Origin of the sequence: Flavobacterium proteolyticum (assembly GCF_015223105.1) — a bacterium.
GTDB lineage: Bacteria > Bacteroidota > Bacteroidia > Flavobacteriales > Flavobacteriaceae > Flavobacterium > Flavobacterium proteolyticum.
Window position 1 is genome coordinate 86,935 of sequence record NZ_JADFTZ010000003.1, and the last position, 23,138, is coordinate 110,072.

A 23,138-nucleotide genomic window follows, 5' to 3' on the forward strand; every position below is an offset into this window, starting at 1 on the left:
AGCAAGAAATTATAAAATTCTTAAAACAGATTAGTTATCTTTACATTATCAATTAAAAATAAAGCTAAAAAATGAGTTATTATAAAATTAAAGATTTAGAGAATTACTTTAAAATGTATAAGAAATCGGTGCGCGAACCAAGAAAATTTTGGGATCGTATTGCCGATGAGAATTTTACTTGGTATCAAAAATGGGACAAAGTTTTCGAATTTGATATGCAAGAAGCAGAATTCAAATGGTTTTTAAATGCAAAAGTAAACATCACTAAAAACTGTATCGACAGGCATTTAGCAAAACGTGGTGATAAAACCGCTATTATTTTTGAACCAAATGATCCAAGCGAAGCAGCGCAACATATTTCGTATAATGAATTATATGTAAGAGTTTCAAAATTAGCCAATGTTTTACGTGAGCAAGGTATCAAAAAAGGGGATAGAGTTTGTATCTACTTACCAATGATTCCAGAATTAGCTGTAGCGGTTTTAGCTTGTGCTCGAATAGGAGCAATACATTCGGTAGTATTTGCTGGATTTTCTTCTTCTGCAGTTGCAGCTCGTATTAATGATAGCGAATGTAAAATGGTCATCACTTCTGATGGTAGTTACCGAGGAAATAAAGCTATTGATTTAAAAGGAATAGTTGATGAAGCTTTAGAGAAATGTCCTTCTGTTGAAACTGTATTGGTAGTTAAGAGAACCAACACAGAAGTTAACATGAAAGAAGGTAGAGATTTATGGTTACAACCTTTAATGGATGCCGCAATTGGAAACAATGTAGCTGAAATTATGGATGCAGAAGATCCTTTATTTATTTTGTATACTTCTGGTTCAACTGGAAAACCTAAAGGAATGGTTCATTCGACAGCTGGTTATATGGTTTATACCGCTTATACCTTCAAAAATGTTTTCAATTACGAAGAGAATGATATTTACTGGTGTACGGCTGATATCGGTTGGATTACGGGTCACTCTTATATTTTATACGGTCCACTTTTAAATGGTGCAACAACTGTAATTTTTGAAGGAGTTCCATCTTATCCAGATTTCAGTAGATTTTGGGAAGTAATTGAAAAACATAATGTTACACAATTCTATACCGCACCAACAGCAATTCGTGCTTTAGCAAAAGAAAGTTTAGATTACGTACAAAGATTCCCATTAAGTTCTTTAAAAGTTATTGGTTCCGTAGGTGAGCCTATTAATGAGGAAGCTTGGCACTGGTACAACGACCACGTAGGAGGAAAGCGTTGTCCATTAGTAGATACTTGGTGGCAAACCGAAACTGGAGGAATTATGATTTCGCCAATTCCATTTGTAACACCAACAAAACCAACTTATGCTTCGTTACCATTACCTGGAATTCAGCCTGTTTTAATGGATGAATTGCGTAATGAAATTGAAGGAAATCAAGTAACAGGTGCATTGTGTGTTAAATTTCCTTGGCCTTCGATGGCTAGAACTATTTGGGGCGATCATCAACGCTATAAAGAAACGTATTTCACTGCTTTTCCAGGAAAATATTTCACAGGAGACGGTGCTCTACGTGATGAAGTAGGATATTACAGAATTACGGGTAGAGTAGATGATGTTATTATTGTTTCTGGACATAATTTAGGAACTGCTCCAATTGAAGATGCAATCAACGAACACCCAGCGGTTGCAGAAAGTGCAATTGTAGGTTTCCCTCATGATATCAAAGGAAATGCCCTTTACGGTTTCATTATCTTAAAAGAAACAGGTGAAGGTCGTGATAGAACTAACTTAGCAAAAGAGATTAATCAATTGATTTCTGATCAAATTGGTCCAATTGCTAAATTAGATAAAATACAATTTGTGAGTGGTTTACCTAAAACACGTTCTGGTAAAATCATGCGAAGAATATTAAGAAAGATTGCTGAAGGAGACTTCTCTAATTTTGGAGATATTTCCACTTTATTGAATCCTGAAATAGTGGAAGAAATTAAAAACGGCAAGCTCTAGTTTTTTAGTTTTATTGGTTAAAAACTGCTTCAGAAATGGAGCAGTTTTTTTATATTTCTAATTTCTTTTTCAATTTTAAGAAAAGTAATGCAGTAATAAAAGCATCACCACTTGCCGTGTGTCTATCAGATTTTTTAATTTTATAAATATCGCATAATTCATCTAACGAACTTTGTTGTTCTTGTGGTAATGATTTTAATTTTTGATACATAACGTCGGTATCCATCGCTTGATTTTCTAATTTTCCTACATTTAAACGATCTAATGCTTGATTAATCATTTCGATATCAAAATCTATGTGATGTCCAACTAAAGTTGCATCTTTTATAAAATCTAAAAAGCGAATTATAGCTTCTGCTTCAACTACTTTTTCTTCCTTTCCTTCTTTTAAAATACCATGTAGAGTAACAGTCTCCGGATTAAAAATATCTTGTTGTAAAAACACTTCTATAAAATCACCAACGATTATTTGGTTGTTTTTTATGGCTACTGCTCCGATAGATAAAATTCTATCTGTTTTATAATCCAAACCTGTTGTTTCACAATCAAAAACTACAAAACGCTGCTCTTTACTTTGATTTTCATCGAAGTAACTCAGATACGTTTCCCAAAATTTAGGATAATCTTTAACTATTTTTTTGAACCAATTTAAAGCCATGTTTTAGGTGAAATAAGTTAATTGAAATTTATTCTTAATCACTTCTTGAATATCATTAATAGGTTGAAAATCATTTTTAAGTTTTACTTTATCTAATTTCGATAACTCACTTAAATTCAAATACCTACCATCGGATTCATTTTTTAAACCTTCTTCGATTCTGAACTTTAATAATTCGGCAAAAGCATCGGCACATGCCTCATAAACAGGTGCGTTTTGTGGTTCTAATTCGGCTAATTTTGAATATCTTGAAATCGTATTGGATACATTCTTAATTCCTTTACTTAAAGATAAAATTCGAGCGGCATCAATTAAAGGCATTAAAGCTCTTCCTTTTAAATCAAACGTATCTTTGTGTTCGCCATCACTTTCTACTAAAAACTGGCGGAAAAACCCTAATGGAGGCGGATTTTTTAATGCATCAGCACCTAAATAAGCAAAAAACAATTGATTATCATTGGTCTCTTCGTGAATTGTTTTAGTAATTGTATCCACTAAAGATTCATTGCCATAAACAAAATCATAATCGAAAAAGATGGTAGATTCTAATGTATTTTTATCTGCAGGATTAATTATCCAACCTTTAAATTGGTTTTGCCAATCTGAAATAGACTTACACCAAAGCGGATTGCTAGCCATCATTTCATCTGGACAAAAATTATATCCTACTTTATTTAATGTTTTTGTTACTTTCTCAGCCAATTGAAGAAAATATTCTTTTACAGCATCATATTTCTCTTCTGGCACATCTTCAAAAATAATTGCATTGTCTTGATCGGTTAATAAAAGTTGTTCTTTTCTGCCTTGACTTCCTATGTTCATCCAAGCAAATTGGGCTGGAGGAGGAGTTCCAATTTTTTCAATAGCCAATTCAATAGCACGTTTGGTTATCGCCAAATTAATTTCGCCAACAATAGAACCAATATGATTAATAGGAACATTTTTATCTAAAGAATGCTGAATTAATTCGACTAATTTATCTCGAACTTCTTTTAAATCAGCTGATTTTTGAGCTCGCTTAGATTGTTTTAAAAGAACCCCTGGATTATTTGCCTGAGCCACCACAATATCGTGTTCCGTGATAATTCCAGTAATTTCAGAATCAATAGAACCATCTTTTGTAACGCACAAATGAGTTACATTGTTCTTTAACATAATAATTTGAGCTTCAGCAATTGATAAATTGTCGGCTACCGTAATTACGGGCGAAGTCATAATTTTATCGATTGTAACATCAATGGAATAGAGTCCGGTTGCAATTTTTGAACGTAAATCTTTATCAGTAACAATTCCGATAGGCTTACGATTTTCATGAATAATTATACTACCAATTTTACTGCTCGACATCGTTTGAGCCACGAATTTAACAACATCATTAGGTGAAGCTGTTATGGGATTAGAAGTGTATTTTATAGGTTGATAATATTGAATTTCAGAACTTTGATCATTATAAATAACGTTTTCTGAAATTAATTTCCCTTTGTGATTTTTGTCGTATGGATTTCGGGTATTTGAAGCAAAACTTTCTAATAGAAAACTCAACACATCTGGATTAGCCGCTACATAGGGTTTGAATGTTTCAATTGGAATAGCATAAACAATACTTTCTTCACGAGCTTTTGCTGTCATAAGGTAGTTATTCTTAGCAAAAAATGGTCGTAATCCTAAAATATCGCCTTCATCACATTTATCAATCAAAACATCATCAGCATCTGAAGTCACAGATAAACCAACAGCACCAGAAGCTACCACATAAAAAAAAGCATGCGTAGCATCATTAATTTTAAACAAAGTTTGATTTTTTTCTAGATAAAGTACTTGACATGTTTTAGCAATTTCAAGTAAGCTTTCATACGATATGCTTGAAAAAGGAGGATAATGTTTTAGAAAATCGGTGATGCGTTCTGCAATAGGGTTTTTCATAAAGCTTTTATTTACGAAACGAAGATACAAAGTTTGAATTGCTTATTAAAGGAATTGCTTAAATTTTCTATTTTACATAATGTATATTATAATTCGTTTATAAAACATTATTAAAACTATTAAAATACTACTCAAAACGTTTGTGTAAAATTATAAGAAAGTTTAAGTTTGCAGTCCCTTATTACAAGAATCATGGAAAACAGACAAGCCCTTAAATTAATCGAAAAGATTCAGAAAGAATTATTTAAAGATAATTTTGAAGTTTCTGAAATTGTAACTGATTTAAAAAAACTTAGAGAAATTACTTTAGAGTTAAATAATCCTGTTGTAACTAAAGCATTGCGTTTAGCTTACGAACATTTAGAAAACAATAATGGATTTTTTATTGGTATTCCAGATGATGAACCTGTAGACAGTAAAGATGCTCACGTTGAAGCCAACATTTCGGAAGAAAATAATGTAGAAAGCTTTAATTACTTCCTTTCTTTATTGACTGATTTAGATAAGAAAAATAATCTATTAGATTTAAAAGAATACAACAAAGCATTTTTAGCTTTTTAATTCAAAATTTCTATTTTACATAATATAAATCGGTAAGAAAATATTTTTACCGATTTTTTTGTTTTTTTTAACGCTTACGCATCCTATATTATTTAATTTTGTTCCAATTAAATCCATTTACAGATTTGTAATTTATTTTGCTTTATCATGATAAAATCTTTTAGATCAATCGCCTTATTAGAAGGACTTTCCTTATTAGCTTTATTGTTTTTTGCAATGCCAATGAAATATATTGCTGGCGATCCTATTTATGTAAAAAATATTGGAATGGCGCATGGAGTCTTATTCATATTATATGTTGCATTTGCTATTTTAATTAAAAATGAGCAAAAATGGAATTTAAAAACCTTTATGATAGTTTGTCTAGCATCAATTGTTCCATTTGGAACGTTTTATATTGAGAAAAAATATTTACAAAATTCGTAATGAAAATATTCAATTGGGCATACGGTATTTTTAAAAGTCTCGACTTTAATAATGATGTAGCTTCTTATTTAAATTTAGGAGTTAACATCATCATTTTAGTGGTGGTTTCTTATGTTTTAGATTATATTTTTAAAAAAGCTTTCATAATATTTTTAGCCATTATTGCTGCTCGAACAAAATCTTCCTTTGATGATTTTTTAGTAGCTAATAAAACTGCTAAATATTTAGCCCACCTCTTCCCTCTTCTATTTATTTATAAGACAGTTCCTGTAATTTTAAATAATTTCACCTATTGGGAATATGTTTTTGAAAAAGGAGTTAAAATTTATATCATTATTCTTTCTCTTTGGATTACTCGAAGTATTTTTAATTCGCTTAGAGATTATTTAAAACAGAAACCTCGTTTTAGTGATAAACCTATCGACAGTTATATTCAAGTAATCATGTTGTTTTTGTGGTTGTTTGGAATTATTTCTTTTGTATTGATTCTTTTTGATGTTAGTAAAACTACGTTATTAACTACTTTTGGTTCTATTTCGGCTATTATCATTTTAATATTTAGAGATACTATTCTAGGATTTGTAGCGAGTATTTCTGTTTCTGTAAATGATATGGTGCGTATTGGCGATTGGATTACGATGGAAAAATTTGGTGCCGATGGCGATGTTGTAGAAATTAATCTAGCCACAGTAAAAGTTCGAAATTTTGATAATACAACAACTACGATTCCAACCTACAGCCTAATATCGGATAGTTTCAAAAACTGGCGCGGAATGTTGGATTCCGATGGAAGAAGAATTAAACGTCATATATTGATAAAAGCTAATTCGGTGCGATTTATTCAAACAGATGAGTTAGAAAAATTCAAAAAAATTCAACATTTAACTTCTTATATCGAACACCGTCAAGCAGATATTGACAAATACAATGCAAACAATAATATTGATAAAAGTATAATCGTAAACGGAAGAAATTTAACCAATCTAGGTTTGTTTAGAAAATACATCAATCAATATATCTTATCGCATCCCGGAATAAATAAAGAAATGCAGTTGATGGTACGTCATTTACAACCTACAGAAAAAGGAATTCCAATAGAAATTTATTGTTTTTCCAAAGATAAAACGTGGTTGAATTACGAACATATTATGGCCGATATTTTTGATCATATTATGGCTTCTATGCCTTATTTTGATTTAGAAGTATCCGAACTTGGTTCAGCAAGCTTAAAAACACTAGCAGAATAATACAAAGTAATTAACAACTGATTCTTAATAACTTAAAATAACCTTCAAGAAATTGGAGGTTATTTTTTTTTAAATTTAATTCAAACAAATTCACTTTATCATGAAAACGAAAGAAGAATCGCTTTTAGAAATTAGAGGAGCAAGTATTGGAGTAATTACCGAACAATCAAGTTCTGAAGAAAAGTTTCAAAATCAGACATTACGCCCTATTTTGAAATTTCAAAATGAATTGTTTATTGAAGTTTTTAGAAATTACGCCATAAAACAAAAAGGCGTTTATTTCACACTTTCCCCAGAGAAAAAAGAAAATTACATTGAAAACGCCATTCAACGTGATATCAAATTCCGAAATTCATTAAAAGGAATTGTATTCGGAATGTTTACCGTTTCCGAATACAAAGAATACACCCAAAATTCATCCAACTTAAACAAGCGCATGATGAATTTATTAATCGAACGTTTAAAAAGTCAAATTCAGATTATTTAATGTGTCAATAAGCAATTAGTCAATGTGCCAATGGTAAGAAAATAATTGACACATCGGCACATTAAGCTATTGGCTAATTATATAAAGATTCTCCATTCAAATCAGTACTCAATACTTCGCTCATGTAGTCGAAGAATGGTCGCATGGCTTGAAAAGTTGCTAAAACTTCTTCCTGAAAATTAGGAGCCAAAACTTCTTTGTCCGAAAAATTTCGAGTGAGTAAATATTGCTTTTTGCGAATCAAATCAATAGCAGGATGCGTTTTATCGAAACCTTTTGGAGCAGTTTTTAACTCTTCGCCTTTTAATTCACTAAAGAATTTTTTGAAAGTTGCATCAGCAACAATCGTTCTAATTTCTTCATCATCCATTTCAAATTCTTTTCGAATACGATGCAAATCTGCTGCATTTGGTTCCCAAAAACCGCCACCTACAAAACTTCCTCCAGGTTCAATATGCAAATAATAACCGCCTCGAAGCATTGGTTTTGTTCGGGTAAACCCAACGCTAAAATGATTTTTGTATGGCGATTTATCCTTCGAAAAACGCACATCTCGGTAAATTCTAAAAATTTGAATACGCTCGATACTATCGATTTTTCCCAACTGCTCGCCTACCGATCTAAAAAACGTTTTGGCTAATTTTTGTTCGGTTTCAAAAGCTTTTTTATTTGCCGCAAACCAATCGCGGTCGTTGTTTTCTTTAAGTTGTATTAGAGATTCTAAGGTTGATTTTTTTAGCATATTTTAATTTTTTTAGCCACTGATTACACAGATTAGCACGGATTATTTACTTTTAAAATTGTTTTAATCCTTTTAATCTTTTTAATCCTTGGCAAAATGATATTATTTTTTTAATCGATCTTCAATAAATTCGATTTGAGTTTTGCCGTGTGGTTTTGGTTTTCCAGTTTCATCTAAATTCACCATAGTGATGTTATCAATGGTAATGATTTTTTCGCGTGTCATCATATTACGCACTTCGCATTTTAATACTAACGATGATTTTCCAAAATGTACCACATCTAAACCAATTTCTACGATATCGCCTTGTTTGGCAGCACTCATGAAATTAATTTCACTCATAAACTTGGTGACTACTTTTGGATTTTCCAATTGCACGATGGAATACAAAGCAGCTTCTTCATCTATCCAAGCCAATAATTTACCTCCGAATAATGTTCCGTTGGCATTCAAATCTTCGGGTTTAACCCATTTTCTTGTATGAAATCGCATTTTGAATTTTTATTTTAAAGGTAATGATTTTTCGAGAAATTTGGATATATTTGAATATATTTAATATGGAAGCATCTGACTAGAACAAACGATTAATTAGTTAATTCGTTAAAATAAAATTGATAAAAAATGAATTTAACTGGCAAATGGCAAGGTTTTTACGAATATGGTAGTGGTTACGATCTACCTTATTTTGGACAACGTGTAAATATTATAGCTTCCATAACAGATGTAAATGGTTCGTTTACAGGAGAAATTAAAGAAGATGATTTAGAATTTTCAACAAAATTAAATGCAAATATTAAAGGTTTTGTTGAAGATGGCTTTATTTCTTTTGTAAAACAATACCCAAAATATCCTATAATTTCAGATGATTATTCATCAATTATAACATATGAAAATAAGACTTTAGAAATTGAACATGAAGGAATTTTAGATGATAATAATAATTCAATTTATGGAAATTGGTATATTATGACTGAAAATAATGATGAAATTGCGTCTCAAGGGATTTGGTTACTAACCAAAATATAAAATACTACTTCTCCCTTCCCTTCAAAACCTCCACAACATCCTTCAATTCAAAACCTTTCGCTTGTAATAAAATTAAATAGTGAAACAATAAATCAGCACTTTCGGATAAGAATAAATCGTTGTTGTTATCTTTGGCTTCAATAACTACTTCAACCGCTTCTTCTCCTACTTTTTGTGCTATTTTGTTAATTCCTTTTGCAAATAATGAAGCTACATAACTCTTTTCAGAATCGGCATTTTCTTTGCGTTTTGTAATGGTGTTTTCTAATTTTGATAAAAATCCAAATTCTTGATTATTAGTTTCTTGCCAACATGTATCTAAACCTGTGTGACAAGTTGGACCAACAGGTTTTACTTTCACTAAAAGGGTATCGTTATCGCAATCTTCTTTAATGGAAACTAGTTCTAAGAAGTTGCCACTTTCCTCGCCTTTTGTCCACAATCTGTTTTTGGTACGACTGAAGAAAGTTACTTTATTGGTCGCCAACGTTTGGTCTAATGCTTCTTGATTCATGTAGCCTAACATTAAAACATTTTTAGTTTCGTTATCTTGAATGATGGCTGGAATTAGGTTATCTGGGGTTTTGTTGAAGTTGATATTCATAGTTTTATTTTTAAACATATAAGTCATGTAAGTTGATTCGTTAAATTGAGTTTGTCTTTAAGTTCAAAAAAGTTACACCCTAATTGAAATATTTTGATTTTTTAAAAACTGTTTCAATTTAGGAATTTCGATTTCTTGATAGTGAAAAACACTGGCAGCTAAAGCTGCATCGGCTTTTCCGTTGATAAAGGTTTCTGCGAAATGTTCCCTAGTTCCCGCACCACCAGAAGCAATGATGGGAATATTTACGATTTCGGATAACTTGGCTAAGGCTTCATTAGCGAATCCATTTTTTGTTCCATCGTTATTCATGGAAGTGAATAAAATTTCGCCAGCACCTCGTTGCTCGACTTCTTTTGCCCAATCGAATAAATTTAATTCTGTAGGAACTTTTCCACCCACCAAATGAACCATCCAATTACCATCAATTTGATTTGCATCAATAGCCACAACCACGCACTGACTTCCATATTTTGCTGCAATTTCATTAATCAAATCCGGATTTTTAACGGCAGAAGAATTAATTGAAATTTTATCCGCACCATTACGAAGCAACACATCTACATCCGCAACAGTTGAAATACCACCACCAACAGTAAACGGAATGTTTATTGCAGCCGCGACTTTTCTAACCAAGTCGATTAAAGTAGCACGACGTTCTTCTGTAGCTGAAATATCAAGAAAAACTAGTTCATCTGCGCCTGTTTCAGTGTATTTTTTTGCCAATTCTACGGGATCACCAGCATCTTTTAAATCCACAAAATTGACACCTTTAACGGTTCGACCGTTTTTGATATCTAAGCAGGGAATGATTCTTTTTGTGAGCATAAAATATTAAGTTTTGAGTATTAAGAATTAAGACAAAATGTAGTTTTCTAATTGCTTTAAACTGATTCTGCCTTCGTAGATGGCTTTTCCTATAATCGTTCCTTCGCAACCTAATTCGGCTAACTTGGGTAATTCATCGAAAGTGGAAATTCCTCCTGAAGCGATGAGTTTTAATCTCGCTTCTCGGCTTCGCTCGAAATGACAATCTTGATTTGACAAATCGGAATCTAAAATTCTTTTGTATAATTCAAAACTTGGTCCTTCTAGCATTCCGTCTTTTGAAATATCGGTGCAAATCACATATTGAATTCCTTCTTGTTGGTAACTTTGAATAAACGGAATTACTTCTTCTTTGGATTCTTCTAACCAACCCGAAATAGCGACTTTTTCATTCATAGCATCAGCTCCTAAAATGATTTTATCTGCTCCGAATTGTTGAATCCATTTCTTGAAAACTTCGGGTTGTTTGATGGCAATACTTCCTCCTGTAATTTGATTAGCACCACTTTCAAAAGCAATTTTCAAATCAGCATCGGATTTTAAACCGCCACCAAAATCGATTTTTAAACTCGTTTTTGAAGCAATTTGTTCCAAAATTTTGTAGTTCACAATTCTACTGAATTTTGCTCCATCTAAATCAACCAAATGCAAATACTGAATTCCGTGTGCTTCAAAGGATTTGGCAACTTCAAGCGGATTTTCATTGTATATTTTCTTTGTATCATAATCACCTTTGGAAAGACGAACGCATTTTCCTTCGATGATGTCTATGGCTGGGATTATTCTCATATCAAATTCAATTTCAAGAGCAATTTCAAGCTCAAATTATAAGTTTAAAAAGTTTTTCAAAATTTGTTCTCCGAAGATTCCACTTTTTTCTGGGTGAAATTGTACTCCGAAAAAGTTATCGCGTTGCAATGCTGTGCTGTATTCGTGTTCATAATTCGTGGTAGCAATAGTGTTTTCAAATAATGTAGCATAATAACTGTGAACCAAATACATGAATTCGTTTTCTTTAATTCCTTCAAACAATGGCGATTTCAGATTGTAAATCGTATTCCAACCCATTTGAGGAACTTTTACTTCTTGAGAAAATTTCACAACATTGACATCAAAAATTCCTAATCCATTGGTATTGCCTTCTTCTGAATGTTTACACATCAATTGCATGCCCAAACAAATTCCTAAAACCGGTTGTTTCAGGGTTGGAATCAACACATCTAATCCACTATCAACCAGCATTTTCATAGCACTACTCGCCTCGCCTACGCCAGGAAAAATTACTTTATCAGCTTTCTTTATCGTATTCCAATCATTAGTAACAATTCCTTTAAAACCAAGTCGTTCCAAAGCGAATAAGACGCTTTGTACATTTCCAGCTCCGTAATCTATTATTGCTATTTTCATATTTTTATTTTTTGCCACGAATTAAAGGATTTTCAGGATTTTATAATCCGTGTTAATCTTTGTAATCTGTGGCTTATTTTACAACATTCCTTTAGTTGAAGGTAAAATCATTTTTTCTGTATCTCTTTTCACAGCTACTTTTATTGCTTTTGCAAAGGCTTTAAATATTGCTTCAATTTTGTGGTGTTCGTTTGTACCTTCTGCTTTGATGTTTAAATTCGCTTTTGCTCCATCGGTGAACGATTTGAAGAAGTGAAAAAACATTTCGGTTGGCATTTGACCAATCATTTCTCGTTTAAATTCTGCCTCCCAAACCAACCAATTTCTTCCGCCAAAATCTATTGCTACTTGCGCTAAACAATCGTCCATTGGCAAACAAAATCCGTAACGTTCGATTCCTAGTTTGTTGCCTAAAGCTTTTGCAAAAACTTCGCCTAAGGCAATTGCTGTATCTTCAATTGTGTGGTGTTCGTCAACTTCTAAATCGCCTTTCACTTGAATATTTAAATCCATTTGTCCGTGACGCGCAATTTGGTCCAACATGTGATCGAAAAAGGAAATTCCGGTGTTGATGTTGCTTTTTCCTGTTCCGTCTAAATTTAATGTGATGGCAATGTCTGTTTCATTGGTTTTTCTTGAAATTGAAGCGGTTCTTTCATTCAATTTCAAAAACTCATAAATCTGTTGCCAATCAGTTGTTTGTAAAGCGATTACATTTTGAAGATCTTCCAATGTAGTTGCGATTTCGTTTCCACCTAAATTTTCTTCATTTTTAATAAAAATCGCTTTTGAACCTAAGTTTTTTGCCAATTCTACATCGGTAATTCTATCTCCAATTACATAAGAATTCTCTAAATCGTATTCTGAATTATTCAAATACTTCGTTAACATTCCGGTTCTTGGTTTTCTGGTTGGTGCATTGTCTTCTGGAAAACTTCTATCGATAAAAATTTCGTCAAATGTTATACCTTCATTTTCAAATGCTTTTAAGATGAAATTTTGGGTTGGCCAAAACGTTTCTTCCGGAAAACTTTCAGTTCCTAAACCATCTTGGTTGGTAACCATTGCCAATTCGAAGTCCAATTCTTTGGCTATTTTACTCAAGAATTGAAACACTTTTGGATAGAATTCTAGTTTAGTTAAACTGTCCAATTGGTAATTTTCTGGTTCTAAAACCAAAGTTCCATCTCTATCTATAAATAATACTTTTTTCGGCATTGTTGAAGGTTTTTAATAATTCGATAATTTGTTCGGTTTCTTCTTTAGTTCCAATGCTAATTCGCAAGCAATTTTCGCATAAAGGTTGATTGCTTCTGTTGCGAACCACTACTCCATTATCGATAAATTGCTGGTATCTAAAATTCGCATCATCTACTTTAATCAAAATAAAATTGGCATCTGAAGGATATATTTTCTCAACAAATTCGCATTTTGAAAGTGCTTCGATAAGTTTATTTCGTTCCACCAATATTTTTCTAACTTGTGTTGGCATGGTACTTTGCAACAATTTTTTAACAGCCGTTTCTTGTGACAAACCATTGATGTTATATGGTGGCTTGATTTTGTTCAAAACTGCAATAATTTCTCTTGAAGCATACAAAATTCCAATTCGTAATCCTGCCATTGCATAGGCTTTTGATAAGGTTTGCGTAATAATCAAATTAGGAAAATCTTTCAAAACACTTAACCAACTTTCATCTTTTGAAAAATCGATATAAGCTTCATCAATTACCACTAAACCTTTGAATTGATTTAAAATTTTGATTACCGATGAATCCGTAAAAGAATTTCCTGTTGGGTTGTTTGGCGAACACAAAAAGATGATTTTCGTATTGTTATCTACAGCATTAAGAATGGCTTCAACATTCGGTTGAAATTCTTCATTCAATAAAACCTCACGATTTTCAATAGCATTGATATTGGCTAAAACTCCATACATTCCATACGTTGGTGGCAATGTGATGATATTATCGCGATTGGGTTCACAAAACGCTCTAAAAATTAAATCTAAAACTTCATCACTTCCGTTTCCTAAAATAATATTGTCTTTAAGTACATTATTTCTATCTGCAATTATTGCTTTTAATTCTTTTTGTTGCGGATCTGGATAACGATTCATGCCGTTCGAAAACGGATTTTCATTTGCATCCAAGTAGATCATTGGTTTTGTAAATTGTTCAAATTCATCGCGTGCTGAAGAATATGGACTCAGTTTTTTGACGTTTTCTCGGATTAAGTTTTCTAAATTCATAGTTTTTTTATTTTTAAACACATAGACACATTAGCTATTGTTTGTGTTGATTTTAGACGTTTCACTTAACATATTTCACATAGTTTACAAATTTTAACTATGTATCTATGTGTTTTAATTATTTTTTAATCTTAATGTAACCGCATTTTTGTGTGCTTGTAAACCTTCGGCTTCTGCCATAGTTTCTATTGCCTTTCCAATATTTTGAATGCCTTCGTTTGATATTTTTTGGAATGTCATCGCTTTTAAGAAACTATCCAAATTTACACCGCTGTAACTTTTGGAATAACCATTTGTTGGTAGTGTGTGATTGGTTCCAGAAGCATAATCGCCAGCGCTTTCTGGAGTATAATTTCCAATGAAAATCGAACCCGCATTTTGAATGCCATCAACAAAATAATCTTCATTTTTAGAACATACAATAAAATGTTCTGGACCATATTCGTTAATTAACGATAAAGCTGTTTTTTCGGTTTCTACGAAGATTAATTTGGAATTTTGAATGGCAACTTGCGCGATTTCTTGTCTTGGAAGCACTTTTAATTGTTTATAAATTTCTTCTTCCACATCATTTAAAATGTTTTTATTGGTAGTAACCAAAATCACTTGACTATCTTTTCCGTGTTCGGCTTGACTTAATAAATCAGAAGCTACAAAACTTGGAATTGCCGTTTCATCTGCGTAAACTAGTAACTCACTTGGACCAGCAGGCATATCAATGGCAACTCCATTTTGTGATGCAAATTGTTTTGCAATTGTTACAAATTGATTTCCTGGTCCGAAAATTTTATATACTTGCGGAATCGTTTCTGTACCGAAAGTCATTCCTGCAATGGCTTGAATTCCGCCTACTTTGTAGATTTTGGTTACTCCACATAAATCGGCAGCGTACAAAATAGCAGCATTAATTTTTCCGTTTTTATCTGATGGCGAACACAAAACAATTTCTTTACAACCTGCTAATTTTGCTGGAACAACCAACATTAAAACCGTTGAAAACAAAGGAGCAGTTCCACCTGGAATGTATAATCCAACTTTTTGAATTGGACGTTTTTCTTGCCAACACGTAACTCCAATAGTTGTTTCTACCACAATTTTATCTGTTTTTTGAGCAGCGTGAAATTGTTCGATATTTGATTTGGCTAGTTGAATCGCTTCTTTTAATTCGGCAGAAACTTCTTTTTTAGCGATTTCAATTTCTTCTTGTGTGACTTGAATATTTTCTAAAGTTACACCATCAAAGAAAGATGCATATTTTGCTATAGCTTTATCGCCTTTTTGTTGTACTTCTTTGAAGATTTGCTTTACCGTTTCTTCAACATCTGAAAATGTTTGTGTTGGTCTTTTGCAAATTTCTGACCAAGTTTCAGGTTGTGGATTGTATATTTTTTTCATGATTCTATTTTCTAAATTCTATTCTCTGTTTTCTTTTAAAGGACCATTTTTTCAATTGGGCAAACCAAAATTCCTTCAGCTCCAGCTTCTTTTAATTGGTCGATGACTTCCCAAAATTTATCTTCATCAATTACAGAATGCACACTACTCCAACCTTCTTCGGCTAATGGCATCACTGTTGGACTTTTTAAAACAGGAAGAATTTTACTGATTTCTGAAATTTTATCATTAGGAACATTCATCAAAATGTATTTCGATTTTCTCGAACGTAAAACAGCTTGAATTCGGAATTGTAGCTTTTGTAATATTTGTTTGGATTCAATTGAAATTCTTGGAGAAACAGCTAAAACAGATTCACTTTTTAGAATCACTTCGACTTCTTTTAAACCGTTTTTAAATAAGGTACTTCCGCTGGAAACGATATCTACAATAGCATCTGAAAGTCCGATATTTGGTGCAATTTCAACCGAACCTGAGATTTGGTGAATGTCTACGGAAATTCCTTTCAAAGAAAAGTAATCCACAACGGTTTTTGGATAGGAAGTGGCAACACGTAATCCGTTTAAATCTTGAATTGAATTGTAGTTGAAATTTTTTGGAACCGCTACTGATACTTTACATTTTGAAAATCCTAATTTCTCAACGATTTCAATGTTTTGGCCTTTTTCAACTAAAAGATTATCGCCTACAATCGCAATATCAACTACACCATCAATCAAATATTGTGGAATATCTGAATTTCGTAAATAGTACACTTCTAAAGGAAAATTGGAAGCAGTAACTTTGAGTTGGTCATTACCATTATACACTGAAATTCCACAATCTTTTAAGATTTGGATACTTTCATCGTGAAGGCGACCTGATTTTTGAATAGCAATTTTTAACGTGTTCATTTTAATTTTATTTAATTTTAAAATGAGTACACCAAGAAGATTTTTAAAAAATGCTTACCAACAAAAAACCCGCTTGATGTACTCAAACGGGTTTCTGATTTATATGATTTAATTACATAGGATCATTACTTCGCTTGAGCGGAGGTATGATGATGATGATGTAATTGATTTAAAAACATAATTTCTGTTATTATTTAACTTTGCAAAGTTAACAACTAAATTTTCGAATAAACAAAATGTTTTTGAAATTTTATATTTTGTTTAGTGGTCATCGTCGTGAGATTCTTCATGATGATTAGTGCCTGAAGTATTACTTACACTAGCATTTCCTCTAATTTCAGTATGACGAATTTCGCCACCTGAAGTTCCTACATTTTTAGACAAAACAGCAGAACCAATGGCTAAAACTAAAACAACATAAGAAACAATTGCAGCTTTTGAATGCTTTTTAAAATTCGCAACCAAACCTAAAATCGAAAGAATTCCTAAACCATAAAGTACTTTCATGAAAGTTTCGGCCATTTCTTCATGTTCATGAATAATGTCGTGAGAAATACCTAATTCTTCTACAATTTCCTCTGCTCCTTCGCCTGTCATCATGGTGGCTTTTGCCATAATCATACAAACGATAAAAATTACGTATGCTGTATTGACTAAAATGGTTTGTTTTTTGAAAATTCCGTAAGCTAAAATACCAATTCCGAAGAATAATCCGATGATTGGAAAATGGTTAAAAACCATGTGTAAATGTGCTTGATTCATAATTTTTGTTTTTAGTTAGTTAAATCAAAAACTCCTTTGGTTAGTATTTTTGAGTTTTCATTAATGATTTCATTTGGTAAAATCTCAACAAATTGTTCAGATTTTTCACCAATGTTTACCAATGTTTTCTTAAAAATATAATTGCCCTTGTTTTCTTGTAGTAAAAGTACAAAATTCTTATTGTTTTCTGTAATCAATGCTTCTGAAGGAATGCCTAATCCTGACTTAGAATTAATTATAATTCCAGCTTCTACAAACATCCCAGATAGTAATTTTGATTTATCTAACGGATTTAAAACTCCAAAAACCGAAATGGTTCTGTCTTTATTTTCAATCGATTTTCCAACCAATTGTACTTTTGAAGTAAAAACATCCTTACTAGCCTCTGGAATGGTAAAACTAATATTTTGGCCTTGTTTTACATGTAAAATATCTTTTTCGAAAATGCTTAAATTTAAGTGTAAATAGTTGGTATCTACAACTTCTAAAATTACATTAGATGGAGACATGAACATCCCGACATTAGCATTCATAACGGTAATGTCTCCCGAAATTGGTGATGTTAACGTGATAACGGATGTAAATCTTCCCTTTTCAACATTTGCTGGATTGATGTTTAGTAAAAGTAATTTTTCGCGTAATCCTTGATACATACCTTTTGCTTGGCGATAATCACTTTCCGCTTTTAGATAGTTTTTTTGTGACGTTATTTTTTCATTATATAACGTTTTTTGACGTTCAAATTCGGATTTTAAATAATTAATTTGTTCGGCTACTTCAACATAATCTTTTTGAATGTCTAAATATTCGGTGTTTTCTAATGTTATTAAAGCTTGTCCTTTTGAAACTTTATCACCCACTAATAGCTTAGTTGCTTTAACATAACCACCAATAAACGGAGTTATTTTAGCGCGATATTGTGGTGGAACATCTATTTTTCCTGATGCTTTTACTGTAACATCAAAATCTTGTTCAGATGGTGTGCCAACAATCATTCCTGAAGATTTAAATTGTTCCGCAGTAACAGTAATTAATCCATCATCTTTTACCGGTTCTTCCACTACTTCATTTTTGCATGAAACAGTTAAAGTGATTAACGTAAGTATATATAAAATCTTTTTCATTGGTATTTCTTATAAATTGATATATTGTAAATCTAATTGAGTTTTGTTGTACTGAATAACTGCATCTAAATATTCCACTTGAATAGTTGTAGCATTTTCTAAACTTAAAATGTATTGAAAAAAGTCAATTTCACCATGTTTATAGCTACTATTGGCAACTTTAATAATTTCATCCGATACTTTTTTACCGTATTGATCATAGTAATCAATCGCTTGTTGAAACTGAATTAACTCATTATTCTTTTGATTGATATATGCCTCAATTTTTGTTTGTTCGTTTTGCTTTTGTTGTTCCCAAGCTTGTGATTCTAACTTGGCTACTTTCGATTTTGCAATATTTCCGTTAAACAAAATGGGAACAGCTAACCCAACTTGAAATCCATACAAAGATTGAGATAAACCAGTGTTTTTCCCTTGAAAATATTCTAGGTTAATATCAGGTAACCAATTTTGTTTCTGCAAACTCTCATTAGCTTTATATTTTTTTGTAAATGTTTCTAAATAAGATGTATATAAATCTTTACTTGAATTATTATTTAAATTACTTAAAGGTTTAATTTCTGAAGATTTTACATCAACTTTAGTATCGAATTGTACTAATGCTTGTAGCAATTCCAACTGAGCAGCTTTTGCTTTATCAATTTGAGATAACTTGGTTCTAATCTGTCTAAACTTGGCTTCTGCCGTGATTTTTTCAAGATAATTAGTTTCTCCCAATTCAAATCTTCTATTGCTTGCTTTTGAGAAATTTTGGTATAAACTATCTAAATATTGATACAATTTTTCTTGATTTTTCAAATAAACGATTTCGTAATATACTTTAGAAACCTCTAAAGCAAGTTTATTCTTTTGTATTTCAAAACCTGCTTTTTCCTTTTCATATTCGGCTGAATATACTTTACGCTGTGCACCATAAACTGTTGGAAAAGCAAACGATTGTTGGGCTCCAAATACTTTTAAAGGTAAATTATTTAAAGCTAAATTGTTCTGATCATAGCTATAATACACATTCGTTTTTTCAAAATCATATGCTAGTTTTATAGCTTGTTTTGCTTTGTCGACCTGTAATTGTCCTGATTTTATGTTTTTATTATTGTTAATTGCTTTTGAAACCAAACTATCTAATTCTGGATTTCCTTGTTGACTATAACCTAACAATGAGCTGAATAACAAAAAGATGATGATATTATTGTTTTTCATTTTTTTGAATTTTAGTTTTTTCTCTTCTTTTTCATCATAAATCTTGAATAAAACGGGTAAAACGATTAATGTTAAAAGAGTTGCTGTTATTAAACCACCAATAACAACTGTTGCTAACGGGCGTTGTACTTCTGCTCCTGCTCCAGATGAAATGGCCATTGGTAAAAATCCTAAAGCTGCTGCAGCTGCTGTTAATAATACAGGACGAAGTCTATCTGTTGTTCCTTTTAAAATCAGTTCGTTCATGTTTTTCATGCCGCTGTGTTTTAATTCTTTGAAATGTTCAATTAATACAATTCCGTTTAGTACAGCGATTCCGAATAATGCAATAAAACCAACACCTGCTGAAATACTAAATGGCAAATCGCGAATCCATAAAAATAAAATCCCTCCTACAGCAGAAAGCGGAATAGCGGTATAAACCATCATTGCTTCTTTGATAGAACCAAAAGCAAAATGCAGTAAGATAAAAATTAAAAACAAAGCAATTGGAACGGCAATCATTAATCTAGCTTTAGCACTTTCTAAGTTTTCAAATTGACCGCCGTAAGTAACACGATATCCTGGGGGCAAATCAACTTTAGCTTCAATAATTTTCTTAACATCATCAACAACACTTTGTAAATCGCGGTTTCTTACATTAATTCCTACCACAATTCTTCTATTGGTGTTATCTCTTGAAATTTTTGCTGGTCCTTCTGTATATTCAATTTTAGCTAGTTCTCGTAATGGGATTTGCTCTCCATTTGGTGTAGCAACATATAAATTTCGTAAATCTTCAATGTCCGTTCTGTTGGTTTGATCTAAACGAATGACCATATCGAAACGTTTTTCACCTTCAAATACATTTCCTACGACTTTACCGGCAAAACCTAAGGCAATCATTTCATTTAAATCGGCAATGTTTAAGCCATATCGAGCAATTTTACTTCGGTCATATTGAACAAACATTTGTGGTAAACCTTCTGTTTTTTCAATGATGATATCTGAAGCTCCTTTTACATTTCGAATGGCTTTCTCTACTTCATGCGCTTTTTTAGCTAAAATATCTAAATCTTCACCAAATATTTTAATTGCCACATCGGAACGAGAACCCGAAATTAATTCGTTGAAACGCATTTCGATAGGTTGAGTAAACTCAATTTCCATGTTTGGAATTTGTTTTTCTAATGCTTCTTTAATTTTATCCGCTAATTCATCTTTTGAATCGGCAGAAACCCATTCTGATTTTGGTTTTAACTTAACGATAATATCACTTTCCTCCATACTCATTGGATCAGTTGGAACTTCGGCTGCTCCAATTCTACTAACTACTTGTTTGACTTCTGGGAAATTTTTTAAGATGATTCTCTCAATTTTAGTCGTTGTTTCAATAGTTTTTGATAATGAGGTTCCTGTTTTTAACACGGGTTGAATCACAAAGTCACCTTCATCTAATTGTGGGATAAATTCGCCCCCCATGGTTGAAAACAAAGCAATTGCAATGAAAAGTAAAGCAACCGCACCATATAAAACTTTTTTGGTATTGTGTAGAGCCCATCTAATTACAGGTAAATACCAAGAATTCAATTTATTGATTAATCGATGTGAAAACGAATTAGGATTTTCTTCTTTAGGTTTTAAAAATAATGATGCCGCTACAGGAACATAAGTAAAGCAGAATAACATGGCTCCTAATAAGGCAAAACTAAACGTCATTGCCATAGGCTTGAACATTTTTCCTTCTACTCCTGAAAGTGATAAAATTGGAATGAATACGATTAAGATAATTAACTGTCCAAAAACAGCCGAATTCATCATTTTTGAAGCGCTCTTATAAGTAATTTGGTCAATCTCATATTGGCGTTCTTTTTTATCTAAACCTACTAAATGACTAGATTTATTTACGATTTGGAACGCAATGAATTCCACAATAATAACAGCACCATCTATTATGATTCCAAAGTCAATTGCACCTAAACTCATTAAGTTAGCATCAATATTGAAAATATTCATGAAAGAAATAGCAAACAATAAACAAAGTGGAATTACTGAAGCTACCACCAATCCAGAACGCCAGTTTCCTAACAAAACAACAACAACAAAAATTACGATTAAACATCCTAAAATTAAGTTTTCTGCAACAGTAAAAGTTGTTTTTCCTACTAGTTCACTTCGCTCTAAGAATCCGTTGATGTAAACGCCATCTGGTAAAGTTTTTTCAATCTCGGCTACTCTGTGCTTCACATCTTCAATTACTTTTTTAGAGTTACCATCTTTAAGCATCATCACTTGTCCTAAAACTTTTTCTCCTTCTCCATTTCCAGTAATCGCACCAAAACGATTGGCGTGACCAAATTGTACTTTGGCTACATTTTTAATATAAATTGGAGTTCCAGATTCGTTTTTAACAACAATATTTTCTATATCTTCAATTGAGTTTACTTTTCCTTCTCCACGAATAAAATAACTTTCATTAGTTTTTTCGATATAGGAACCTCCAGCAATACTATTATTTTTTTCTAATGCAGTGAATACATCAGAAGTTGATATATTCATTGCTTTTAAGCTTGCCGAATTGATAGCAATTTCGTACTGTTTTAGGTAACCTCCCCAAGTATTAATTTCAACAACTCCTTTAATTCCTGATAATTGACGTTTTACCACCCAATCTTGAATAGTTCTTAAATCGGTGACCGTATATTGATTTTTAAATTCGGGTTTAACTTCTAACGTATATTGATAAATTTCTCCTAAACCCGTTGTTATAGGTCCCATTTCAGGAGTTCCAAAACCTTCAGGAATTTTCTCTGATGCGGTTTTAATTTTTTCCGCGATTAATTGTCTTGGTAAATAAGTTCCAATTTCATCTTCAAAAACAATGGTTACAACAGATAATCCAAATTTTGAAATAGAACGAATTTCTTTTACATTAGGTAAATTCGCCATTTCTATTTCAACTGGATAGGTTATATATTGTTCTATATCTTGAGTTGATAAATTTCGTGAAGTTGTAATAACTTGTACTTGGTTGTTCGTTACATCTGGGACAGCCCCAATAGAAATTTGGAAAACAGAAAACAAACCAAATCCAAATACACCCAAAGTAAATAATAGTACTATAAGTTTGTTTCGTAAACTAAAAGCAATAATTTTTTCTAACATTTTAGTAAATTTAAATAAATTAATAACATTTATCGTTTCAGATAAACTCAATTGAATCATTAAAAATGAATCAATTAACAAAACAAAATATTAGACTATTTTAGGAGGTAACCAAATTGAAGTAATCAAATTGGATTTAAAAAATTTGTTGTAGAAAAATTTCTTTTTGTGAGAAATTAGAGGTTTTAACACTTGTATATCATAAGATATTACAGAAAACGTAAATAATACAACTGACGAATTATCTAATGTTTTGAATGGTAAATCTTGATGTTCGTGTTGGTTATTGTCAACATTTTTAGAATAATGTAATTTGATGTAGTCAATAAATGAAATTGAAGCCGTAGTTAATTCATTTTTATGGTCAACATAATGCTCGATTAAGTTTGGAACTTTTAATAATTGCCCCATCGATGTGTTAGCACACATAAATACAGAAATTAGAAAAAAAGTAATAAACTTATTCATTTTATACAATTTA

Annotated in this window: 22 protein-coding genes; 6 read left to right on the forward strand and 16 right to left on the reverse strand. The window is 31.8% G+C overall.

The features are described from left to right. Positions 1-71 precede the first annotated feature (71 nt). A complete protein-coding gene (gene acs / locus IM755_RS07995) occupies positions 72-1,979 on the forward strand; it encodes an acetate--CoA ligase (RefSeq protein ID WP_194095565.1) in 1,908 nt (635 codons plus the stop codon). 49 nt (positions 1,980-2,028) lie between these two features. Here acs and IM755_RS08000 read toward each other — a convergent pair whose 3' ends face one another. Together IM755_RS08000 and IM755_RS08005 are read right to left on the reverse strand one after the other, a co-directional pair. Beyond that, positions 2,029-2,637, reverse strand: a complete 609-nt coding sequence (locus IM755_RS08000; protein WP_194095567.1) for a 3'-5' exonuclease — start codon at positions 2,635-2,637, stop codon at positions 2,029-2,031. 3 nt (positions 2,638-2,640) lie between these two features. Next, entirely contained in the window at positions 2,641-4,560 is a 1,920-nt protein-coding gene (locus IM755_RS08005) for a DUF294 nucleotidyltransferase-like domain-containing protein (protein WP_194095576.1), read from the reverse strand. Positions 4,561-4,752: 192 nt separating this feature from the next. Here IM755_RS08005 and IM755_RS08010 point away from each other — a divergent pair, with 192 nt between their 5' ends. From IM755_RS08010 to IM755_RS08025, 4 genes are all read left to right on the forward strand, one after another. Next, a complete protein-coding gene (locus tag IM755_RS08010) occupies positions 4,753-5,121 on the forward strand; it encodes a hypothetical protein (RefSeq protein ID WP_026725855.1) in 369 nt (122 codons plus the stop codon). 147 nt (positions 5,122-5,268) lie between these two features. After that, complete coding sequence (locus IM755_RS08015) at positions 5,269-5,547, forward strand: DUF3817 domain-containing protein (RefSeq protein ID WP_026725854.1); 279 nt, start codon at positions 5,269-5,271, stop codon at positions 5,545-5,547. Beyond that, the gene (locus IM755_RS08020) at positions 5,547-6,794 is read left to right on the forward strand and encodes a mechanosensitive ion channel family protein (protein WP_194095577.1); all 1,248 of its coding nucleotides are present in this window, start codon (positions 5,547-5,549) and stop codon (positions 6,792-6,794) included. Before IM755_RS08015 ends, IM755_RS08020 begins: the two co-directional genes overlap by 1 nt. Before the next feature lie 100 nt (positions 6,795-6,894). Next, the gene (locus tag IM755_RS08025) at positions 6,895-7,281 is read left to right on the forward strand and encodes a glyoxalase (protein WP_194095578.1); all 387 of its coding nucleotides are present in this window, start codon (positions 6,895-6,897) and stop codon (positions 7,279-7,281) included. A gap of 73 nt (positions 7,282-7,354) precedes the next feature. On the opposite strand, the gene IM755_RS08030 is transcribed toward IM755_RS08025, so the two are convergent. Further along, positions 7,355-8,023, reverse strand: a complete 669-nt coding sequence (locus IM755_RS08030) for a DUF2461 domain-containing protein (protein WP_194095579.1) — start codon at positions 8,021-8,023, stop codon at positions 7,355-7,357. Positions 8,024-8,125: 102 nt separating this feature from the next. After that, positions 8,126-8,515, reverse strand: coding sequence for an acyl-CoA thioesterase (locus IM755_RS08035; RefSeq protein ID WP_194095580.1), 390 nt, complete (start codon positions 8,513-8,515; stop codon positions 8,126-8,128). Positions 8,516-8,644: 129 nt separating this feature from the next. Here IM755_RS08035 and IM755_RS08040 point away from each other — a divergent pair, with 129 nt between their 5' ends. Next, positions 8,645-9,049 carry a hypothetical protein gene (locus tag IM755_RS08040; protein WP_194095581.1) on the forward strand — a complete coding sequence of 135 codons (405 nt, stop codon included), beginning with the start codon at positions 8,645-8,647 and terminating at the stop codon, positions 9,047-9,049. A gap of 4 nt (positions 9,050-9,053) precedes the next feature. Here IM755_RS08040 and hisIE read toward each other — a convergent pair whose 3' ends face one another. The 12 genes from hisIE to IM755_RS08100 all read right to left on the reverse strand — a co-directional run bounded on the left by hisIE (position 9,054) and on the right by IM755_RS08100 (position 23,125). Continuing rightward, complete coding sequence (hisIE, locus tag IM755_RS08045; protein WP_194095582.1) at positions 9,054-9,653, reverse strand: bifunctional phosphoribosyl-AMP cyclohydrolase/phosphoribosyl-ATP diphosphatase HisIE; 600 nt, start codon at positions 9,651-9,653, stop codon at positions 9,054-9,056. A gap of 72 nt (positions 9,654-9,725) precedes the next feature. Then, positions 9,726-10,481: an imidazole glycerol phosphate synthase subunit HisF gene (gene hisF / locus IM755_RS08050; RefSeq protein ID WP_194095583.1), complete on the reverse strand. Its 756-nt coding sequence runs from the start codon at positions 10,479-10,481 to the stop codon at positions 9,726-9,728. 27 nt (positions 10,482-10,508) lie between these two features. Then, positions 10,509-11,270 carry a 1-(5-phosphoribosyl)-5-[(5-phosphoribosylamino)methylideneamino]imidazole-4-carboxamide isomerase gene (gene hisA / locus IM755_RS08055; RefSeq protein WP_194095584.1) on the reverse strand — a complete coding sequence of 254 codons (762 nt, stop codon included), beginning with the start codon at positions 11,268-11,270 and terminating at the stop codon, positions 10,509-10,511. 36 nt (positions 11,271-11,306) lie between these two features. Beyond that, complete coding sequence (gene hisH / locus IM755_RS08060) at positions 11,307-11,888, reverse strand: imidazole glycerol phosphate synthase subunit HisH (protein ID WP_194095585.1); 582 nt, start codon at positions 11,886-11,888, stop codon at positions 11,307-11,309. A 78-nt stretch (positions 11,889-11,966) separates the two neighbouring features. Next, positions 11,967-13,106 (reverse strand): bifunctional histidinol-phosphatase/imidazoleglycerol-phosphate dehydratase HisB, encoded by a 1,140-nt coding sequence (gene hisB, locus IM755_RS08065; RefSeq protein WP_194095586.1) that lies wholly within the window; start codon positions 13,104-13,106, stop codon positions 11,967-11,969. After that, entirely contained in the window at positions 13,078-14,139 is a 1,062-nt protein-coding gene (gene hisC / locus IM755_RS08070; protein WP_194095587.1) for a histidinol-phosphate transaminase, read from the reverse strand. Before hisC ends, hisB begins: the two co-directional genes overlap by 29 nt. A 114-nt stretch (positions 14,140-14,253) precedes the next feature. Beyond that, entirely contained in the window at positions 14,254-15,534 is a 1,281-nt protein-coding gene (gene hisD, locus IM755_RS08075) for a histidinol dehydrogenase (RefSeq protein ID WP_194095588.1), read from the reverse strand. Between the two features lie 35 nt (positions 15,535-15,569). Then, positions 15,570-16,427: an ATP phosphoribosyltransferase gene (gene hisG, locus IM755_RS08080; RefSeq protein ID WP_194095589.1), complete on the reverse strand. Its 858-nt coding sequence runs from the start codon at positions 16,425-16,427 to the stop codon at positions 15,570-15,572. A gap of 261 nt (positions 16,428-16,688) precedes the next feature. Further along, positions 16,689-17,189, reverse strand: coding sequence for a hypothetical protein (locus tag IM755_RS08085; protein WP_194095590.1), 501 nt, complete (start codon positions 17,187-17,189; stop codon positions 16,689-16,691). A gap of 11 nt (positions 17,190-17,200) precedes the next feature. After that, complete coding sequence (locus tag IM755_RS08090; RefSeq protein ID WP_194095591.1) at positions 17,201-18,313, reverse strand: efflux RND transporter periplasmic adaptor subunit; 1,113 nt, start codon at positions 18,311-18,313, stop codon at positions 17,201-17,203. Positions 18,314-18,322: 9 nt separating this feature from the next. Then, complete coding sequence (locus IM755_RS08095) at positions 18,323-22,657, reverse strand: CusA/CzcA family heavy metal efflux RND transporter (protein WP_194095592.1); 4,335 nt, start codon at positions 22,655-22,657, stop codon at positions 18,323-18,325. Positions 22,658-22,747: 90 nt separating this feature from the next. Further along, positions 22,748-23,125, reverse strand: a complete 378-nt coding sequence (locus IM755_RS08100; RefSeq protein WP_194095593.1) for a hypothetical protein — start codon at positions 23,123-23,125, stop codon at positions 22,748-22,750. Positions 23,126-23,138 lie beyond the last annotated feature (13 nt).

Bases quoted from the DNA above. Each gene is read 5' to 3' on its own strand.
- hisB (WP_194095586.1), bottom strand. From the start codon at position 13,106: ATGCCGAAAAAAGTATTATTTATAGATAGAGATGGAACTTTGGTTTTA.
- IM755_RS08010 (WP_026725855.1), top strand. From the start codon at position 4,753: ATGGAAAACAGACAAGCCCTTAAATTAATCGAAAAGATTCAGAAAGAA.
- IM755_RS08035 (WP_194095580.1), bottom strand. From the start codon at position 8,515: ATGCGATTTCATACAAGAAAATGGGTTAAACCCGAAGATTTGAATGCC.
- IM755_RS08040 (WP_194095581.1), top strand. From the start codon at position 8,645: ATGAATTTAACTGGCAAATGGCAAGGTTTTTACGAATATGGTAGTGGT.
- hisIE (WP_194095582.1), bottom strand. From the start codon at position 9,653: ATGAATATCAACTTCAACAAAACCCCAGATAACCTAATTCCAGCCATC.
- hisD (WP_194095588.1), bottom strand. From the start codon at position 15,534: ATGAAAAAAATATACAATCCACAACCTGAAACTTGGTCAGAAATTTGC.
- acs (WP_194095565.1), top strand. From the start codon at position 72: ATGAGTTATTATAAAATTAAAGATTTAGAGAATTACTTTAAAATGTAT.
- IM755_RS08015 (WP_026725854.1), top strand. From the start codon at position 5,269: ATGATAAAATCTTTTAGATCAATCGCCTTATTAGAAGGACTTTCCTTA.
- hisA (WP_194095584.1), bottom strand. From the start codon at position 11,270: ATGAGAATAATCCCAGCCATAGACATCATCGAAGGAAAATGCGTTCGT.
- IM755_RS08095 (WP_194095592.1), bottom strand. From the start codon at position 22,657: ATGTTAGAAAAAATTATTGCTTTTAGTTTACGAAACAAACTTATAGTA.
- IM755_RS08005 (WP_194095576.1), bottom strand. From the start codon at position 4,560: ATGAAAAACCCTATTGCAGAACGCATCACCGATTTTCTAAAACATTAT.
- IM755_RS08100 (WP_194095593.1), bottom strand. From the start codon at position 23,125: ATGAATAAGTTTATTACTTTTTTTCTAATTTCTGTATTTATGTGTGCT.
- hisG (WP_194095589.1), bottom strand. From the start codon at position 16,427: ATGAACACGTTAAAAATTGCTATTCAAAAATCAGGTCGCCTTCACGAT.
- hisH (WP_194095585.1), bottom strand. From the start codon at position 11,888: ATGAAAATAGCAATAATAGATTACGGAGCTGGAAATGTACAAAGCGTC.
- IM755_RS08090 (WP_194095591.1), bottom strand. From the start codon at position 18,313: ATGAAAAAGATTTTATATATACTTACGTTAATCACTTTAACTGTTTCA.
- IM755_RS08025 (WP_194095578.1), top strand. From the start codon at position 6,895: ATGAAAACGAAAGAAGAATCGCTTTTAGAAATTAGAGGAGCAAGTATT.
- IM755_RS08030 (WP_194095579.1), bottom strand. From the start codon at position 8,023: ATGCTAAAAAAATCAACCTTAGAATCTCTAATACAACTTAAAGAAAAC.
- IM755_RS08085 (WP_194095590.1), bottom strand. From the start codon at position 17,189: ATGAATCAAGCACATTTACACATGGTTTTTAACCATTTTCCAATCATC.
- IM755_RS08020 (WP_194095577.1), top strand. From the start codon at position 5,547: ATGAAAATATTCAATTGGGCATACGGTATTTTTAAAAGTCTCGACTTT.
- IM755_RS08000 (WP_194095567.1), bottom strand. From the start codon at position 2,637: ATGGCTTTAAATTGGTTCAAAAAAATAGTTAAAGATTATCCTAAATTT.
- hisC (WP_194095587.1), bottom strand. From the start codon at position 14,139: ATGAATTTAGAAAACTTAATCCGAGAAAACGTCAAAAAACTGAGTCCA.
- hisF (WP_194095583.1), bottom strand. From the start codon at position 10,481: ATGCTCACAAAAAGAATCATTCCCTGCTTAGATATCAAAAACGGTCGA.